Origin of the sequence: Paracoccus sp. 22332 (assembly GCF_052045125.1) — a bacterium.
Taxonomy (GTDB): domain Bacteria; phylum Pseudomonadota; class Alphaproteobacteria; order Rhodobacterales; family Rhodobacteraceae; genus Paracoccus; species Paracoccus haematequi_A.
Genome location: NZ_JBQEOI010000002.1, coordinates 363,180 through 380,301 on the forward strand (window position 1 = coordinate 363,180; position 17,122 = coordinate 380,301).

General features: G+C 65.8%; 18 protein-coding genes. 10 read left to right on the forward strand and 8 right to left on the reverse strand.

Features of this window, described 5'->3' with window-relative positions; translation table 11 throughout:
* Window positions 1-14 precede the first annotated feature (14 nt).
* Genes ACTJI6_RS03845 through ACTJI6_RS03855 form a run of 3 tightly spaced genes read left to right on the forward strand, consistent with a single transcriptional unit; the run spans window position 15 to window position 2,647 of the window.
* Window positions 15-1,115 carry a UDP-3-O-(3-hydroxymyristoyl)glucosamine N-acyltransferase gene (locus ACTJI6_RS03845; RefSeq protein ID WP_440797983.1) on the forward strand — a complete coding sequence of 367 codons (1,101 nt, stop codon included), beginning with the start codon at window positions 15-17 and terminating at the stop codon, window positions 1,113-1,115.
* A 12-nt stretch (window positions 1,116-1,127) separates the two neighbouring features.
* Entirely contained in the window at window positions 1,128-1,394 is a 267-nt protein-coding gene (locus ACTJI6_RS03850; RefSeq protein WP_440797985.1) for an acyl carrier protein, read from the forward strand.
* A 44-nt stretch (window positions 1,395-1,438) separates the two neighbouring features.
* On the forward strand, window positions 1,439-2,647 hold the full coding sequence (locus ACTJI6_RS03855) for a beta-ketoacyl-[acyl-carrier-protein] synthase family protein (protein WP_126155333.1): 1,209 nt from the start codon (window positions 1,439-1,441) through the stop codon (window positions 2,645-2,647).
* A gap of 46 nt (window positions 2,648-2,693) precedes the next feature.
* Here ACTJI6_RS03855 and ACTJI6_RS03860 read toward each other — a convergent pair whose 3' ends face one another.
* Complete coding sequence (locus ACTJI6_RS03860) at window positions 2,694-3,464, reverse strand: invasion associated locus B family protein (protein ID WP_440797987.1); 771 nt, start codon at window positions 3,462-3,464, stop codon at window positions 2,694-2,696.
* Window positions 3,465-3,941: 477 nt separating this feature from the next.
* Between ACTJI6_RS03860 and ACTJI6_RS03865 the strand changes: the two genes are divergently transcribed.
* The gene (locus ACTJI6_RS03865) at window positions 3,942-5,510 is read left to right on the forward strand and encodes a helicase HerA-like domain-containing protein (RefSeq protein ID WP_440797989.1); all 1,569 of its coding nucleotides are present in this window, start codon (window positions 3,942-3,944) and stop codon (window positions 5,508-5,510) included.
* On the opposite strand, the gene ACTJI6_RS03870 is transcribed toward ACTJI6_RS03865, so the two are convergent.
* Window positions 5,473-5,880 carry a DUF6477 family protein gene (locus ACTJI6_RS03870; RefSeq protein ID WP_440797991.1) on the reverse strand — a complete coding sequence of 136 codons (408 nt, stop codon included), beginning with the start codon at window positions 5,878-5,880 and terminating at the stop codon, window positions 5,473-5,475. The two genes, ACTJI6_RS03865 and ACTJI6_RS03870, sit on opposite strands and share 38 nt — an antisense overlap.
* A gap of 217 nt (window positions 5,881-6,097) precedes the next feature.
* Between ACTJI6_RS03870 and ACTJI6_RS03875 the strand changes: the two genes are divergently transcribed.
* Window positions 6,098-7,234, forward strand: a complete 1,137-nt coding sequence (locus ACTJI6_RS03875; RefSeq protein WP_440797993.1) for a DUF6456 domain-containing protein — start codon at window positions 6,098-6,100, stop codon at window positions 7,232-7,234.
* 92 nt (window positions 7,235-7,326) lie between these two features.
* On the opposite strand, the gene ACTJI6_RS03880 is transcribed toward ACTJI6_RS03875, so the two are convergent.
* On the reverse strand, window positions 7,327-8,811 hold the full coding sequence (locus ACTJI6_RS03880) for a catalase (protein ID WP_440797995.1): 1,485 nt from the start codon (window positions 8,809-8,811) through the stop codon (window positions 7,327-7,329).
* A 92-nt stretch (window positions 8,812-8,903) separates the two neighbouring features.
* Here ACTJI6_RS03880 and ACTJI6_RS03885 point away from each other — a divergent pair, with 92 nt between their 5' ends.
* Window positions 8,904-9,815: a LysR substrate-binding domain-containing protein gene (locus ACTJI6_RS03885; RefSeq protein WP_440797997.1), complete on the forward strand. Its 912-nt coding sequence runs from the start codon at window positions 8,904-8,906 to the stop codon at window positions 9,813-9,815.
* 44 nt (window positions 9,816-9,859) lie between these two features.
* Here ACTJI6_RS03885 and ACTJI6_RS03890 read toward each other — a convergent pair whose 3' ends face one another.
* Window positions 9,860-10,408, reverse strand: a complete 549-nt coding sequence (locus ACTJI6_RS03890; RefSeq protein WP_126155288.1) for a peroxiredoxin — start codon at window positions 10,406-10,408, stop codon at window positions 9,860-9,862.
* Window positions 10,409-10,579: 171 nt separating this feature from the next.
* Here ACTJI6_RS03890 and ACTJI6_RS03895 point away from each other — a divergent pair, with 171 nt between their 5' ends.
* Window positions 10,580-11,326, forward strand: coding sequence for a TerC family protein (locus ACTJI6_RS03895; RefSeq protein WP_126155287.1), 747 nt, complete (start codon window positions 10,580-10,582; stop codon window positions 11,324-11,326).
* A gap of 580 nt (window positions 11,327-11,906) precedes the next feature.
* Here the strand turns inward: ACTJI6_RS03895 and ACTJI6_RS03900 are convergent.
* From ACTJI6_RS03900 to ACTJI6_RS03915, 4 genes are read right to left on the reverse strand one after another with little or no spacing between them, the layout of a single operon-like run.
* Window positions 11,907-12,236 (reverse strand): DUF2190 family protein, encoded by a 330-nt coding sequence (locus ACTJI6_RS03900; protein ID WP_440798000.1) that lies wholly within the window; start codon window positions 12,234-12,236, stop codon window positions 11,907-11,909.
* A 3-nt stretch (window positions 12,237-12,239) separates the two neighbouring features.
* Window positions 12,240-12,455, reverse strand: a complete 216-nt coding sequence (locus tag ACTJI6_RS03905; protein WP_440798002.1) for a phage head-tail joining protein — start codon at window positions 12,453-12,455, stop codon at window positions 12,240-12,242.
* A complete protein-coding gene (locus tag ACTJI6_RS03910; protein WP_440798004.1) occupies window positions 12,455-14,245 on the reverse strand; it encodes a phage major capsid protein in 1,791 nt (596 codons plus the stop codon). Before ACTJI6_RS03910 ends, ACTJI6_RS03905 begins: the two co-directional genes overlap by 1 nt.
* On the reverse strand, window positions 14,242-14,658 hold the full coding sequence (locus tag ACTJI6_RS03915) for a hypothetical protein (protein WP_440798006.1): 417 nt from the start codon (window positions 14,656-14,658) through the stop codon (window positions 14,242-14,244). Before ACTJI6_RS03915 ends, ACTJI6_RS03910 begins: the two co-directional genes overlap by 4 nt.
* A 37-nt stretch (window positions 14,659-14,695) precedes the next feature.
* Between ACTJI6_RS03915 and tnpA the strand changes: the two genes are divergently transcribed.
* The 3 genes from tnpA to tnpC all read left to right on the forward strand — a co-directional run bounded on the left by tnpA (window position 14,696) and on the right by tnpC (window position 17,102).
* On the forward strand, window positions 14,696-15,115 hold the full coding sequence (gene tnpA, locus ACTJI6_RS03920; RefSeq protein ID WP_440798008.1) for an IS66-like element accessory protein TnpA: 420 nt from the start codon (window positions 14,696-14,698) through the stop codon (window positions 15,113-15,115).
* Window positions 15,109-15,468, forward strand: coding sequence for an IS66 family insertion sequence element accessory protein TnpB (tnpB, locus tag ACTJI6_RS03925; RefSeq protein ID WP_214273084.1), 360 nt, complete (start codon window positions 15,109-15,111; stop codon window positions 15,466-15,468). The genes tnpA and tnpB overlap by 7 nt, the downstream gene beginning before the upstream one ends.
* Window positions 15,469-15,536: 68 nt before the next feature.
* Window positions 15,537-17,102 carry an IS66 family transposase gene (gene tnpC / locus ACTJI6_RS03930; RefSeq protein WP_080622378.1) on the forward strand — a complete coding sequence of 522 codons (1,566 nt, stop codon included), beginning with the start codon at window positions 15,537-15,539 and terminating at the stop codon, window positions 17,100-17,102.
* Window positions 17,103-17,122: the final 20 nt, after the last annotated feature.

A 17,122-nucleotide genomic window follows, 5' to 3' on the forward strand; every position in this document is an offset into this window, starting at 1 on the left:
ACAAGGGGGCGAACATGGCGATCACCATCGGGCAACTGGCGCAGGCACTGGACGCAACGGGCTGGGGCGACCTGGATCTGCCGGTGACAGGCGCAGCCGAACCGCAGGCCACGGGTCCGGTCGGACCCGAGGGCGGCGTGATCGCCATGGCGATGTCGCCGAAATACGCGGCGTCTCTGCAACCCGGCAGCATCGCCATCCTGGCCGAGGGCATGGATCCCGAGGCCCTGGGTCTCAAGGCGGCGATCTTCGCGCCGCGCCCGCGCCTGCTGATGGCGGGGCTGACGCGGGCCTTCGATCCCGGTCCCGACATCGCCCCCGGCATCCATCCCACCGCAGTGATCGACCAGAGCGCGCAGATCGGGGTCGGTGCCGCCATCGGTCCCTTCGTAGTCATCGGTCCCGATGTGCGGATCGGGTCGGGCGCGCAGATCGGGCCGCATGTGTCGATCGGTCGCGGATCGCGTCTGGGCGACGATGCGCTGATCCACGCGGGCGTGCGCATCGCCCATGGCGTCACCGCGGGCCACCGGCTGATCGTGCAGTCGAACGCCGCGATTGGCGGCGACGGCTTTTCCTTCGTCACCCCCGAGGAATCGGGGATCGAGGAGATCCGCCGCACCCTGGGCACGCGCGAGGGGATCAAGGAACAGCATTGGACGCGGATCCACTCGCTGGGCGGGGTCGAGATCGGCGACGATGTGGAAATCGGCGCGAACTCGACCATCGACCGAGGCACGATCCGCGCCACCCGCGTCGGCAACGGCACCAAGATCGACAACCTGGTGATGCTGGGCCACAACGTCTCGGTGGGCGACGACTGCCTGCTGTGTTCGCAGGTGGGCATTGCCGGATCGGCGCGGATCGGCAACCGCGTGGTGCTGGCGGGGAAGGTCGGCGTCAACGACAACATCGAGGTGGGCGACGACGTGATCGCGGGCGGCGCCAGCAGGATCTTCACCCGCGTTCCGGCGGGCCGCGTGGTGCTGGGCAACCCGGCGGTCAAGATGGAGACCCAGATGGAAATCCAGAAGGCCGTCCGGCGCCTGCCGCGATTCGCCGAACAACTGGCGCGGCTTCAGGAAACTGTTACACGATTGTTGGAAAAGGGCTGAGCAGGAGGCTTCATGACCGACCGGATCCAAGACCGCATCAAGGCCATCATCGCCGAACAGGCCATGCTGGAACCCGACCAGATCACCGACGAATCCACCCCTCGGGATCTGGGCATCGACAGCCTGGGGCTGGTGGAATCGATCTTCGCGATCGAGGAGGAATTCGACATCTCGATCCCCTTCAACGCCAATGAGCCGGACAAGTCGGATTTCGACATCTCGACCATGGGCACGATCATCGCCGCCGTCGAACGGCTGGTGGCGCAGAAGGCCGCATGAGTCCGAAGAAGAGGGGCAAGAAGGCGCCGGAGCGGCCGGACGGGCTGCGGCGGGTCGTCATCACCGGGGCGGGCACGATCAACGCGCTTGGCCATGACGTGACGACGACGCTGGCCGCATTCCGGGACGGGCGCTGCGGCATCGGCCCGCTTGATTTCCGCGACGTGGACCGGCTGTCGATCCAGATCGGCGCCCAGGTCCATCCCTGGCGCGCCGAGGATTATTTCAACCGCCAGCAAATCCTGCTCTACGACAAGTTCACCCAGTTCGCGCTGCTGGCCGCCAAGCAGGCGGTGGCCCAGGCGGGGCTGGATTTCCAGGGCGCGCTTGGGCTGCGGTCGGGCGTGGTGCTGGGCACGGCGGGCGGCGGGCTGAACACCTGGGACGAGAATTACCGCACCGTCTATGAGGAAGGGAAGAACCGCGTCCATCCCTTCGTGGTGCCGAAGCTGATGAACAACGCCGCCGCTAGCCATGTCAGCATGGAATACGGCCTGCGCGGCCCTGCCTTTACCGTGGCGACCGCCTGCGCCAGTTCCAACCACGCGATGGGCCTGGCCTTCCAGATGATCCGGTCGGGCGCGGCGCAGGTGATGCTGACCGGCGGGTCCGAGGCGATGCTGTGCTTTGGCGGCGTCAAGGCCTGGGAAGGGCTGCGCGTCATGTCCAAGGACGCCTGCCGCCCGTTTTCCGCCAACCGCAACGGCATGGTCCAGGGCGAGGGCGCGGGCGTCTTCGTCTTCGAGGATTACGACAACGCCCGCGCGCGCGGTGCCGACATCCTGGCCGAGGTGGTGGGATTCGCCATGTCCTCGGACGCGCAGGACATCGTGATGCCGTCGGCCCAGGGGGCGGAACGCGCGATCACCGGCGCCTTGCAGGACGCCGGTCTGAACCCCGAGGATGTGGGCTATATCAACGCTCACGGCACCGGGACGGCGGCCAATGACAAGACCGAATGCGCGGCGGTGGCCCATGCCTTCGGCCATCACGCAGACCGGCTGATGATGTCGTCCACCAAGGCGATGCACGGCCATATCATCGGCGGCACGGGCGCGGTCGAACTGCTGGCCTGCATCATGGCGCTGCGCGACGGTGTGATCGCGCCGACCATCGGTTATCAGGAAGCCGATCCCGAATGCGCCCTGGACGTGGTTCCGAACGAGGCGCGGGATGCCCGCGTCGATGCGGTCCTGTCCAACGCCTTCGCCTTTGGCGGGCTGAACGCCGTGATCGCGCTGCGCCGGGTCTAGCAAGGAAAAACCGCGCCCGGATGGGGCGCGGTTCGCGATCTTCGGATCAGTTGGCCGGGGCTTCGGCGGCAGGCGGCGTTTCCGCTGCCGGGGCGGTGGCCGGGGCCGGCTCACCGGCATAGGCGGCCAAGGCGTCGAAGGCCGCGGTGAAGCCTGCCAGCGACAGCGTCAGCCGGACCGGGTTTTCGCGGTCGCCGCCGAACGGCAGCAGCGTCACCGTCGCGTTCGCGCCACGCTTCAGGGCGTCAAGCTCGGCCGCGGTGAAGCCCATGCGGGACACGCAGCCCACGGGGGCGCAGAAGTTGAAGGGATAGCCGCGCGGCTCGGCCGTGCCCACCGCGAAGCCCAGCCCTTGGATCAGGTCGGTTTCCAGCGGGGCGATCAGGGTCGCGCCTGCCGCGACCTCGCCGTTGCGCAGGGGAATCAGGGTCATCTCGGCGACCGAGTTGCCGTCGCTGTCCTTGAGCAGCTGATACAGCTCGCACGGATCCTTGCCCTGTTCCGCCTTGATGCAGCGGGTCGTCCAATCCTGGTGGGTTTCCTTCGCGTAATATTGCCCGACCTGCGGCCCGGCATCGGCATCGGCGGCCGTGGCTGCGGCCGGGGCGTCGGACGCCGGGGCATTGGTCGCCGCCGCGTCGGCGGCGGGCGCCGGAGTCTCGGCCGCGGGGGCCTCGGATGCTGCCGGTGCGTCTGCTGCCGGGGTCTCTGCGGCAGGGGCCGGGGTGGCGGCGGGGGCGGTGCTGTCCTGCGCGAAGGCCGGGGCCGCGATCAGGGCAAGCGCGGCCAGAACTGCCTGCGAGGGTTTGATTGGCATGGTTGTTTCGTCCCTTTGCTCAATGCGTTCGGCGGGACTAGCATGTCCGCTTGCGTTTGTCAGGCCGCATCGGAAAAACCCACATTCACCATGGCTTGACCCGGATCGCGCCCGGCGGCGGCATTCCTGTCATCCGGGTGACACAGAGCGCTGTCATGAGGGTAGGGGCGAAATTCAAAGGGTCGTGGCGCGAACCACGACCCTGACGCCTGACGGCGAACCTCTCCCTGCCGGACTGGCCGGTCATCATTGATCTGCACGCTAGTCGCGGCGCCGTGATCCGTCAACTGTCCAGTTGTCAGGTGCCGATCACAAAAAAAAAGCCGCGCCCGAAGGCGCGGCAGTTCAACAGGGAGGAAGGTTCGCGCATCGACGACCGTGATGCCGAACGATTCCCATACTGGCATGAAGGACTTAAGATTGTATTGTCGCGGCGAACGGCGCTTCGGCGCGGCACGCAACAGGCGGGGGACAGGCATGGCGGGTGTGGTGGACGACCAGGCGAATACGGTGTTCGTGGGCGGCGGCGGTCCCGGTCATGGCATTGCGCAGTCCCTGCTGCTGAAATACGCCAACCGCCACGGCCTGATCGCGGGCGCGACCGGCACCGGCAAGACCGTGACCCTGCAAACGCTGGCCGAAAGCCTGTCTCTGGCAGGCGTTCCGGTGTTTCTGTCCGACGTAAAGGGCGATCTGGCGGGCCTGTCGCGACCGGGCGCCGCCGATGGGCCGTTGCACGGGCCGTTTTCGGAGCGCGCCGCGCAGATCGGTCTGGACCTGGACTATCAGGCCTTTCCCGTCACCTTCTGGGATGTCTGGGGCCAGGCTGGCCATCCGGTCCGCACCACGCCCGCTGATATGGGCCCGCTGCTGCTGTCGCGCCTGATGGGCCTGACCGATGCGCAGGAAGGGGTGATGAACATCGCCTTTCGCGTGGCCGATGAACAGGGGCTGGCGCTGCTGGATCTGAAGGACTTGCAGGCGATGCTGGTCTGGGTGGGCCAGAACGCCGCAGACCTGTCGCTGAAATACGGCAATGTCAGCCCGGCCAGCGTCGGGGCGATCCAGCGGGCGCTGCTGGTGCTGGAAAACCAGGGCGGCGACCGGCTGTTCGGTGAACCGGCGCTGGAACTGTCCGACATCATCCGGCAGGACGCGTCGGGCAAGGGGATGATCAACATCCTGGCCGCCGACCGGCTGATGCAGTCGCCGCGTCTGTATGCGACCTTTCTGCTGTGGCTGCTGTCCGAATTGTTCGAGCAGCTGCCCGAGGTCGGCGACCCCGACCGCCCCCGCATCGCGTTTTTCTTCGACGAGGCGCATCTGCTGTTCGACGACGCGCCCAAGGCCCTGATCGACAAGGTGGAACAGGTCGCGCGCCTGATCCGGTCCAAGGGCGTCAGCGTCTGGTTCATCAGCCAGAACCCGGCCGACATTCCCGACGCGGTGCTGGGCCAACTGGGCAACCGCATCCAGCACGCGTTGCGGGCCTTTACCGCCAAGGACCAGAAGGCGCTGCGGATGGCGGCCGAAAACTATCGCGCCAATCCCGATTTCGACACCGCCCAGGCGATCCAGCAGGTCGGCACGGGCGAGGCGGTCACATCGCTTCTGGAAGCCAAGGGCGTGCCGGGCATCGCGCAGCGCACGCTGATCCGTCCGCCCTTCAGCCGGATCGGCCCCGTCAGCGACGCCGAACGGGCGCAGGTGATGGACGCCTCGCCCATGGCGCTGAAATACGGGCAGGCCCTGGACCGCGAATCCGCGCACGAGATCCTGGCGCGACGCGCGGCCGAGGCTGCGAAGGCCAGCGAGACCGACGCCCTGTTCGATATGACCCGCAGTGAATACCGCAACGCCAGGCGGTATCAGCCGCGCGCGGAGGCGGGCGAACAGGGCGATGGCGGGCGTCCGGCGCGGGGCCGGGCATCCCGCAGCGATTCGATCGTGGAAACCTTCGGCAAAAGCCTGGCGCGGCAGCTTGGCACCAAGTCGGGCCAGGCCATCGTCAGGGGTGTGCTGGGATCGCTGTTCCGGGGGCGCTGATCGCGGCGCCCATCTGCGCCAGCATCGCCGCGCCGATTCGCCCGCCAGTCCTGACCGGCATCGGCGCGCCCGCCACCGCCGCGCGCATTTCGGCCAAGATGGCGATCATCAGCAGGATGTGACGGTGCATGTCGTAATCCGCCGCGCGTTGCAGCCGGGCATCGTTCAGCAGCGCCTCCTCGGCGCGCAGGCGGGGCAGGGCGGCGCCGAGGGCCGGGGTGTGATCCAGGCGCAGCAGGCGCTTCAGGTCGCGGTCCCGGCGCCAGCCCGACTGCCCCTCGCGCGCGGCCCGGATCAGGATGCGCGGCCGGCGCAGCGGCTCGGCCGCGATGTGGGGACGGAAGACGATCACGTTCGGCATGTAGCTCATTTTGAACTGTCCCATTCAGGTTGGTGGGATCACCTTCACACAACCTTAACGGGTGTTGCTTCCCCGTTTGTCGCACCGTGCGCTGAGGCAACGTATCTTTAGGGTTTGTTAGGGAATGTTGCGGCTAGCTGCTGATATCAGCCGTTCATTAACCACGTTTAACGCAACCCAAGGTAGTTAGTTCGCCTCTGCTGCCGAGGATGACAAGGGACCAGACATGACGCTTTTGACCGGTGATTTCGCCATCGACCGCCTTCCCGCGGAGCACCGTTCCCTGACCGAGGCCATGGGCAAGCCTGCCGACCTGCCAGACGACGCCCGACTGTATCTTCGCCATGTCGAAGAAGGCCAGTCGATCCGTGCCCTGGCGCGGTCCGAAGGGTGTCACGCCTCGACCATCCTGCGCCGCATCCGCCGGTTCGAGGCACGGCGCGACGACCCGCTGGTCGACGGCGCCCTGACCGAGGTCGCGGATCGCCCCCGGCAACTGGACGAACGCCAGGTTCTGCGCATCCTGCGCCGGCTGGCCGAACCGGGCGCCGTTCTGGTGACGGCAGAGGGCATGGACAAGGCCATCGTCAGCCGCGACGACATCAGGACCGCCGTCCTGGACCGTTGGGTGGCCGAGGTGATGGCGCTTCGCGGCTGGGTCGTGCCGTCGGCCACGCCGGGCAGGGTCCAGCGTTACGCCATCGCCCCGGCCGGGCGCGATGTTCTGCGCGGGATGCTGCGGTCCCCCCGGCAGCGCAAGGCGGTGCCCGGTCCCGGCGACTTCACCGATGCCAGCCCGGTTGCCCATGACAACGGCCCCGGCATGGCCGAGGCCTCCGCCGGCTTCGATCATGCCGACCGCCACCGGGTCTGGGAAAAGCGCGTCATTGAAGACCCCGAGGACGGCCGCCGCCGCCGCACCCGCGTCAACATCGCCGAAAGCCCGCTGCTGCTGCTGGCCCGGCGCCGCGACGGCGCGGGCAAGCCCTTCCTGTCGCCCGGTCTGGTCGCGGCAGGCGAACGGCTGCGCGAGGATTTTGAACTGGCCCAGATGGGTCCGCGCGTCACGCAGAACTGGACCGGGTTCATGACCTCGGGCATCGATGTCAGCCGCAGCGGGGGCGGCTATCGGGGCGGGTCCGAATCCGCGCGGGACCGGGTGGCCATGGCGCTGCGCGACCTTGGCCCCGGCATGGGCGATATCGTGCTGCGCGTCTGCTGCTTCCTGGAGGGGATCGAACTTACCGAACGCCGCCTGGGCTGGTCGGCCCGGTCGGGCAAGATCGTGCTGCGTCTGGCCCTTATGCGCCTGGAGCGTCATTATCAGGAGACCTACGGCAGCGGCTCCCGCCTGATCGGCTAGGGTTAATCGTGAAAAAAGGGGCGCCAGGCGCCCCTTTTTCCAAACCGAAACTCGTCAATCTTCACGAAACAGCCACTCGTTATGCAAAGCCTTCATTCCGCGGCGACCGCCTTGGCGGCCTTTTCTGCCCGTGCGGCGCGGATACCCGCGCCATAGGCCGGGCTGATGCGGTCGAAATGGACCAGCGCGCGTTCGATCACATCCTCGTCCGCGCCTTCCATGGCAGCGGCGATGTTCTTGTACAGCCGCCCGCGTTCCTCATCGTTCAGCACCTGGTCATGCAGTGCGCGGGGCTGTTCGTAATCGTCGATCAACTGGCGGTGCGGCTGGCGCGCTGCCACACCGGCCAGGCGCAGCGGCGGTTCGGCAAAGGACGGATCCTCGACCGCGCCGCCCCGGCTGTTCGGCTCGTAATAGGCGTCCGTGCTGCCCGTCACCTGCCCGAAGAAATTCATCTGCCCATCCTTGTGATAGTGATGGACCGGGCATTTCGGCGCGTTCACCGGCAGGTGTTCGTAATGCGTCCCCAGCCGATAGCGATGCGCGTCGGCATAGCTGAAGACGCGGGCCTGCAACATCTTGTCGGGGCTATAGCCGATGCCGCGCACCTTGTTCGACGGGCTGAAGGCCGCCTGCTCGATCTGCGCGAAATAGTTGTCGGCGTTCCGGTTCAGCTCGAACTCGCCCACCTCGATCAGCGGATAATCCCCGTGCGGCCAGACCTTGGTGAGGTCGAAGGGATCGTAGGGGGTCTTTTCCGCATCAAGCTCGGGCATGATCTGGACATACATCGTCCAGCGGGGGAATTCGCCCCGCTCGATCTTGCCGAACAGCGCCTCTTGATAGCCTTCGCGGGTGTGGCCGATGATCTCGGCCGCCTCGCCGTTGGTATAGAAGCGGTGGCCCTGCCGGGTCTTGAAGTGGAACTTGACCCAGAAGCGTTCGCGGTCCTTGTTCCAGAAGGAATAGGTGTGGCTGCCGAAGCCGTCCATGAAGGTCGGATCCTGCGGCAGACCCCGATCCGACATCAGGATCGTCACCTGGTGCAGCGATTCGGGCACCTGGCCCCAGAAATCCCACATCGCCGTCGGGCTGCGCAGATTGGTGCGGGGATGGCGTTTCTGGGTGTGGATGAAGTCGGGGAACTTCAGCGGGTCGCGCACGAAGAACACGGGCGTGTTGTTGCCGACCAGATCCCAGTTGCCCTCATCGGTATAGAATTTCAGCGCGAACCCGCGCACGTCGCGTTCATGATCCGCCGCGCCCATCTCTCCGGCCACGGTGGAAAACCGCGCCAGCATCGGGGTGGTCTTGCCGACCGCGCCGAAGATCGAGGCGCAGCTATACTGCGTGACGTCCTGCGTCACGGTGAAGGTGCCGAAGGCGCCCCAGCCCTTGGCGTGCACCACGCGTTCGGGGATCCGTTCGCGGTTCTGATGCGCCAGCTTTTCCAGAAGCTGATAGTCCTGCATCAGCACCGGGCCGCGATCGCCCGCGGTCTCGCTGTGCTGGTTCGAGGCGATTGGCGCGCCCGCCGTCGTGGTCATCCGGGGGTGGCGGGGGGTGTCCTGGCTCATGTCCCAACTCCTTGATGTGGCTTGCTTGCGTCTGACATGGTCAGAAGATAATTGGAAATCGGATAATTCGATTGAGACGATAAGGAATTCTGATGAACATAACCCTGCGCCAGGTGCGCTATTTCCTGGCCCTGGCGCGAGAAGCCCATTTCACCCGCGCCGCCGAGGCGATGCATGTCACCCAACCCGCCCTGTCGATGCAGATCCGCGCGCTGGAGGAGGAGGTCGGCAGCCCCGTTGTCGAACGCACGCCGTCGGGCGTGGTGCTGACTCCGCAGGGGCGCGCCCTGGAAAACCATGCCCGTCAGGTCATGGCGGCAATGGCCGGGCTGGAACAGGCGATGCGCCAGCCGGGGCAGGGCGGGCGGCTGATGCTGGGCATGATCCCGACCGTCGCGCCCTATCTTCTGCCGCAGGCTTTGCCGATCCTGCGCGCCCGCGACCTCAGCCGCGACCTGCATCTGAGAGAGGCGCAGACCGACCGGCTGGTCGAGGAACTGGCCCAAGGCCGGTTGGACGTGGCGGTGGTGGCGACCCCGCCCGAATCCGACGACCTGGTGGCCGTGCCGCTGTTCACCGACCATTTCCTGCTGGCCGGCAGCCAGGACCGCATCGCCCGCCTGGGCCGGTCGCGACCCGAGCCGCGCGACCTGGATCCCGGCCAGTTGCTGCTGCTGGACGAAGGGCATTGCCTGGGCGACCAGGCGCTTGAGGTCTGCGGTCTGCACCGCCGCAGCGCCCGGCTGGATCTGGGCGCGGCGTCGCTGTCCACCCTGTGCAGGCTGGCGGCGCAGGGCATGGGCCTGACATTCCTGCCGCAACTTGCCGTCCGTCAGGAATGCGCGGCCGCGCCCGGCCTGGCGGTCGTGCCCTTTCCCGATCCGCAGCCGTGCCGCGAAATCCTGCTGCTGCGCCGCGCCTCGACCCCGGCGGGGGGGTGGTTCGACGAACTGGCGGGCGTGCTGGCCGAGACCGGCGAAAGGGTGATGGCGGAAGGGTGCTAGCGCCGCCGTAAAAAAGGCCGCCCTTTCGGACGGCCTTCAAGGAGTCACGCCTCTTGGGCGACTTTCGCGGTCTGCAACCACTCCAGCACCGATTCCGGCGAGGTGGCGCCATAGGGATCCTCGGGGCAGTCGTCGCAGCGGCCGGGTTCCTCGAACCAGGCTTCGATCACCCCGTCGTTGACGACGGCGGCATAGCGCCAGGACCGTGCGCCGAAGCCCAGGTTGTCCTTGCGCACCAGCATCCCGACCTTGTCGGTGAATTCTCCCGATCCGTCCGGGATGACGGTCACGTTCTTCAGATTCTGCGCCTTGGCCCACTGGTTCATGACGAAGCTGTCATTGACCGACAGGCAATAGATCGCGTCGATGCCCAGGGCCTGCATCTGCCCGAAGGCCTTTTCGAAGCCCGGCAGCTGATAGGTCGAGCAGGTCGGCGTGAAGGCGCCCGGCAACGAGAACAGCACCACGCGCTTGCCCGCGAAATAGTCGTCGGTCGTCATGTCCTGCCAGCGGAACGGGTTCGGACCACCGACGGATTCGTCGCGCACGCGGGTGCGGAAGGTCACGAGGGGCAGCTTGTCTCCGGCTTTCATGTTCAGCTCCTGTCATCTTGGGCGCGGGGTCGGTCCGGCGCCCTGCTCCCTCCCCCTGTCCGGCAAACTATCGCCGCAGCGCGGCAAAGGCAACGCCGCATGGCAGCATCATTGGAACCGAATCCGTCCTTTCAGCCTTGCTAAGCGACGCCATCTCATCAGGAATCTGCCATGCAGGACATTGCCGCCCTTATCCAGCAGCCCGAAGCCTGGATCGCGCTTGCGACCCTTATGGTGATGGAGATCGTGCTGGGCATCGACAACCTGCTGTTCATCTCGATCCTGTCGAACAAGCTGCCCGAGGGGCAGCGCGAACGCGCCCGCAAGATCGGCATCGGGTTGGCCCTGATCCTGCGTCTGGCTCTGCTGGCGACGGTCGCCTGGATCGTGCAGCTGACCCAGCCGGTCGCCACCATTTTGGGCAACGAGTTTTCCTGGAAGGACATTATCCTGATCGCCGGGGGCCTGTTCCTGGTCTGGAAGGCGACCAAGGAAATTCACCACCACGTCGATCCCTCGGACCACGAGGACACGATGGTCGGCGCCGCAAGCGTCACCTTCGGCGGCGTCATTGCGCAGATTCTGATGCTGGATCTGGTGTTTTCGATCGACAGCATCATCACCGCCGTCGGCATGACGCCGCATGTCGAGATCATGGTGGTGGCCGTCGTGACCGCCGTCGCCGTGATGCTGCTGGCCGCCAATCCGCTGGCGACCTTCATCGGCCAGAACCCCACCATCGTGATCCTGGCGCTGTCCTTCCTGCTGCTGATCGGCACGACGCTGATCGCGGAGGGCTTCGGGGTCGACGTGCCCAAGGGCTATATCTATGCCGCGATGGCGTTCTCGGCCCTGGTCGAGGGGCTGAACATGTGGGCACGAAACGCGCGGCTGCGCAGGGAAAACGCGGCGCGTTGAGACGCGTCGGGATGGAAGCCGCAAAAGATGGGGCCGCGAAAGCGGCCCTTGTCATGTGGGAAGGGAAAGGCTGGTATCCGAGGTCGGCCCGCCATAGTGAACAATATCAATTGTTTAGTGTGGATTCTGTTGTAACATTACAACAGGTTTGGACGTTATGAGATAGATCAGGATGAATTTGCCTTGCCTTGTTAGGTGAATCAACGGTCCTGCACTTTCGCCCGCAGGCCGCAAAATGTGGATATCTGTCTGTCAAGTGCTACTATAGCTTGACGGTAGCTGCTCAGTTAGCGTTTCGTTCCTCTATCGGGTCGACGATGGAAAGGAGGTGAATAACATGAGCAAGAAACCTGGCGAAAACACTGGCCGTAATGGTGGGATTTATCAGGAAGTCGGTCCGCGCGGGGGCGCGCAACCGAACTTCTCTACGGTTCCTGATAACACCCGGCTTCCGCCAACCAGCAAACCCGGCAATGAGTGGAAACCCGTTAGCCGGACCCCTGATAGCAAGCGCTGATCCTGCTCTCAGCAGATAGAAAATCGCCTGCCCAAGCTGCCTTGGGCAGGCATTTCTCTGATGTCAGAAGCCGCTTAGGCGCAGCTTCACCGATGCCGAGTCGGCCGGTGCTGCTTCGACAGCAACGCCCAGCAGGGTGTTGCAGCTGGCGGTCGTGGTGGCCAAGCCATCGCCTGCGTTCCAGTAGACCTTGGCGCCCAGCGTGAAGCTGTTGGCTGCTACCTTGGGCAGTTCCCAAACGCCGCGGGTTGCCACGTCGACAAGGGCGCCGCTGAGCGCGTCACCTTGGGCAATGCCCTTGATCTCGCCTGCGATCACAACGCCGCCCGACAGCACAGCAGCTGGGGCAGGAATGGTCAGGATGTTTCCGGGTTGAACGTAATTCGTGGCCATGGATCAGAGTCCTTTGCTGGTCTGAAAGCGGATCAGGGATGCCCGCCGATTGCCGAGCGCAGCGATTTCCGAGTCGATCGCGGCAATCGCCCGCTCAATCTCGCCCTGGCTGCGATAGGTGATTTCTTCGCCGTTGCTGTCCCGCACGCTGCGGACGCCCGAGAACCGGGCATCCTGTAGCGCCTCACGGTGCTGGCGCAGCTTGGTCAGGTCAGCCATTACGCCCCCGTCGACCGATAGGCGCCGCGCCAGTCAAGCCAGCCGCAACCGAAGTCCAGCCAGGCGCGATACTTCAGGCCCAGCGTGTCCCAGCTTTCCTGGCGCTGGATCTGCACGCCCTGCGCTGCCGAAAGATAGGCGTACTGGATCGACGGCACCGCCGCGGGATCCGCCAGCACGAACCACGAGTCGTCCGTGATGCGCGGTTCGACGACCAGAGTCAGCTTGCCGGCGAACGCGTTCACGTCATCGGTGGAAGTGGCATAGATCGCCGCCAGCAGCTTTTCGGCCTGCGTCTCCAGTTCCGGCCCGACAACGAGGTAGCGCGGCTTGACCGCGATGATCGTCTTGCCATCCACGCCCTTCACGGTGCGCATGTGCCGGCGTGCGGTCGTCAGTGCCGCCTCAGACAGTGCCACGGCCGCCGTATTGCCATGATCGGCATGGAAGACAGGCTTTCCGTCCGACATGGTCGGGTTGTCCATCAGCAATTTAACCATTTCGTCGGCTTCGGTCTGCGCCGCTGCCTGTCCCATGGCACTGGTCATATCGCCCAGAAGGCCCAGATCGTCGTTGATCAGCAGCTTGCGGCTGACATTGATCGCACGGCCGAAGGTCTTCAGCGACATGGTTTCACCAGACTCAGCGCGGCTGGTATGGGTGAACTCGCCGGACTCCGTCATCTCCTCCAGGCGGCCCATCTCGCCAATGCGAATGGCCGTTGAAGTCTTGAAGTTCGGCAAGGTGCGCTGGCGAGCAAGAGCCTTCAGCGGGCTTTCGGCCGCTTGATACGACTGCGCCGCGACCTTGCCCATGGCGTTGGAAACCAGCAGCGGGAAGTCGGACGTGGTATGCTGCCCGAGCGATCGGGCGAAAACGTCATCTGCCGACATGCCGCGAGTGCTGACGCCCGAACGCTGCAGCGCATCGGCTGCCAGTTCGCGAAGGCTCATGCCCACGAATTCGCGGGATGCCGCAGGCAGATCGCCGCCCACCATGCGGAAGGCCAGCGCATCGGCCGCGCGAGTCTGGATCTCGGCAGGGTTGCCATGGTCACGGGTGACGCGGATGCGCGGTGCCTGGCGCGTCAGCAGCGCCTCGCGGGCAGCTTCGCGCACCTCGTCGTCGGTGACAGTTTCCGCGTCCAGGTCGGTGCCCCAATCGTCGGGCAGGTTGCAGGCGCTGCGCAGGTTGTCGATCAGCGCCGTCCGGGTCTCTAGGTCAAAAGGCATGGATTCACTCCTATGGATAACGGCGCGTCGGTCAGCGGGAACGGGGGTCAAGCTGACCTCCAGCAGCCGCCAGCGAACAGCCGTCTTTGTGCGCTGGCGGGTTTCGGGGTCGACGGACTCGCGCCACTGAAGGACGCTGTAGCCCGCCGAAACATGCTTCAGGATGCCGTCGCGCACGCGCTGCAACAGCGGCTCCACATCGTCGGCCAGCCCAAGGCGCAGGCTGGCGCCTATCGTGTCGCCGTCGACTGTGACGCTATGCGCGCGCCCGACTGTTTCGCGGGCTGAGGCGCGATGATCCACCAGCAGAGGCCAGTCGTCGTCGGGGGTGAACTCCAAGCCGGCAGGATCCAGCACTTCTAGGAAGGGACCGCGTGGATCACGGCGCAGCACCGGGGCGCTGGTCGCGATGACCGCGCGGAATGTGCGGGCACCTTCGTCCAGATCGCCAACCCGCGGCATCTCGCGCGTGAAAATATCATCACTGGCGCGATCAACGGGCACGTTCACTCGGATGCGAGTCGCTTTGGCCGGATTGCCTGTAAGCCGTACGTTCATGGTTGGATTCCGTTTTGTTCTTTCGGCTTTTCACCGAAGGCTAGCCCAAGCGCCGCTTCGCGCTCCCGATCGGCTGCAATTTCTGCGTCCACCTTGGCCACGTCATAGCCAAGCTGCGCCACTGCCTGGCGGCGGCTGATTAGGCCCATAGCCAACATCTCGCGCGTCGCCTTGGCATCAGACTCCGGGTCCACCCACTGCGGCTTGGGAAAGTGCACCTCGACCTTGGCCTGTGGATCGGCCCAATTTGAGCCGCGAAGGCTTTCCAGCAACAGCCAGCGCCGCCAGATCGGCTGATAAAGTGCAGGGACCAGAAGCGAGTGCTGAATTGCCTCGATACGGCTGCGAAAGTAAGCGCGACGCTGATCCCCTCCTGCCGCTGGTGATCTGAACGGGCCAATCTCCGTGCGCATGAACGTCGGAGGTGTTGGCTTGGAACGAGACGGCAAAATGGGCGGCCATTTGGACGGCTTCTCGGATGGTGGGGTTTCGCGGCTGGAAGTGATGGAGGGGCCGACCGGGCGTCAGCGACGCACGAAGGCGGAGCGGGCGCGGATTGCGGCGGAAAGCTTGGTGCCGGGAACTTCGGTGACCGAAGTCGCGCGGCGGCACGGGACGACGCGCTGGCAGGTTTATGACTGGCGGAAGAAGCTACGGGACGGACAGCTTGTCGTGCCCGAGAGCGTGGCGGCACTGCCGATGTTTGCAGAACTGGTCGTCGAGGGCGCCGCAGCGGAGATGCCGGCAGAGACGGAGGCCAGCACCGGCGTGGAGATTGTTGTGGGTGATGTCGTGATCCGCGTCGGCGCAGATACCGATGAGGTTCTGCTTACGCGGTCGATCCGAGCGGCGCGGGCGGCGGCATGGTGATGCTCGGCCAGGGCGGGCCGGTGAAGGTCTACGTGGCGACGCGGCCGGTGGACTTCCGCAAGGGCATCGACGGGCTGGCGCTGGCGGTGCAGGAGATGTTCGGGCTCGACCCGTTCTGCGGGGCGGTCTTCGTCTTCCGGGCGAAGCGGGCAGATCGTATCAAGATTCTGGTCTGGGACCAGACCGGGATGGTGCTCGTTCACAAGCGCCTCGAGGGCGGCAAGTTCGTCTGGCCGCAGGTGCGGGATGGGGTGATGCGCCTGTCCTCGGCGCAGCTGGCGGCGCTGTTCGAGGGGTTGGACTGGAGACTGGTAAGACCCGAGCGGGTGCGCCGCCCGCTGGTTGCAGGGTAAGTGCATCCGACGCACTGGAGGCCCCGTTTTTACTGGCCAGAACGGCATCAGCGTGATTCACTTCAGGCATGGATGCCGACACTCTCAGCCGCGAGAACGCTCATCTGAAGGCCCGCCTCGCGGAGGTCGAGGCAGCGCTCGCGGAGGTACAGGAGGCAAACCGCCGGCTGGAGGGTATCCTGCGCACCTCGCAGCGCGAGCGCTTTGGCAAGAGTTCCGAGAAGTTGTCACCCGACCAGTTCAATTTGCCGCTCGAGGACGCCGAACTGGCCCAGGGCGTGCTTGAGGCCGCGCAGGAGAAGGCTGAAGCCGCGCTTTCCCGGGCGCGAGGGGAAGAACCTCGCAAGCCCGCGCGCAACCGTGGGCATCTGCCGGCGCATCTGCCCCGGGTCGAGCGCGTGATCGAGCCGGCCAGCACCCTTTGCCCCTGCGGTTGTGGTGAGATGGCCCGGATCGGGGAGGATGTCTCCGAGCGGCTCGACGTGATCCCGGCGCAGTTCCAGGTTCTTGTGACGCGGCGCCCCAGATATGCCTGTCGCCGCTGCTCGCAGGCCGTAGTGCAGGCTCATGCGCCCGAGCACGTCGTGCCGGGCGGCCTGCCCACCGAGCGGCTGATCGCATGGATCATCATCTCGAAGTTCGGCGACCACCTTCCGTTTTACCGCCAGGCGGGGATCTTCGAGCGGCAGGGGCTCCACCTCGACCGCGGCACATTCGGCAATTGGGTCGGCCGCGCCTGCTTCCACCTGATGCCCGTGATCGACCACATGAAGGTCCACCTGCGCGTCGCCGACCGGATCTTCGTCGACGAGACCCGCGCGCCTGTTCTGGAGCCGGGCCGGAAGGCCACCAAGAGCGGCTACTTCTGGGCCGTCGTATCCGACGATCGCGGGCATGGCGGTGCCGGCCCGCCCCTCGTGCTGTTCCACTACGCTCCCGGTCGGGGACGGGAACATCCGCTTAGGTTCCTGGCCGGATACCGCGGCCGGTTCCTGCAATGCGACGCCTACCAATCCTACAATGCGCTGACCGAGATCACGCGCGATGAGGGGCCGTGGCAGCTGGTCTATTGCTGGACCCACGTCCGCCGCCGCTTCGTCAAACGCGTCGAGAGCGACGGCTCGCCCATCGCCGAGGAGATGCTGCGCCAGATCGCATTGCTGTATCAGATCGAAAAGACCGTGCGCGGCAAGGACCCGGCCGTCCGCATGGCCATCCGACGCGAGCAATCCGCCCCGATCATCTCCGCGCTCAAGCCCTGGCTGGAGACCCAGCTCTCGCGCATCCCGCGGAAGTCCCTGCTGGCCGAGGATATCCGCTACACCCTCGCGCACTGGCCCGGCCTGATCCGCTTTATCGACGATGGCACCCTCGAGCTGGACACCAACCCGGTCGAAAACCAGATCCGTCCGATCGCGCTGACCCGGAAGAACGCCCTCTTCGCCGGGAACGAAATCGGCGCCGAGAACTGGGCCATGCTCGCCTCGCTGGTTGCCACCTGCAAGCTGTCCGGCGTGAACCCCGTCGACTACCTCGCCGATACCCTCCGGGCCATCCTCGACGGACACCCCAGATCCCGCATCGAGGACCTCATGCCCTGGTGCTACGACCAAGCGTCAAGCCTCGCTGCATAGGGCCTCGTCGTCGCGCTTAC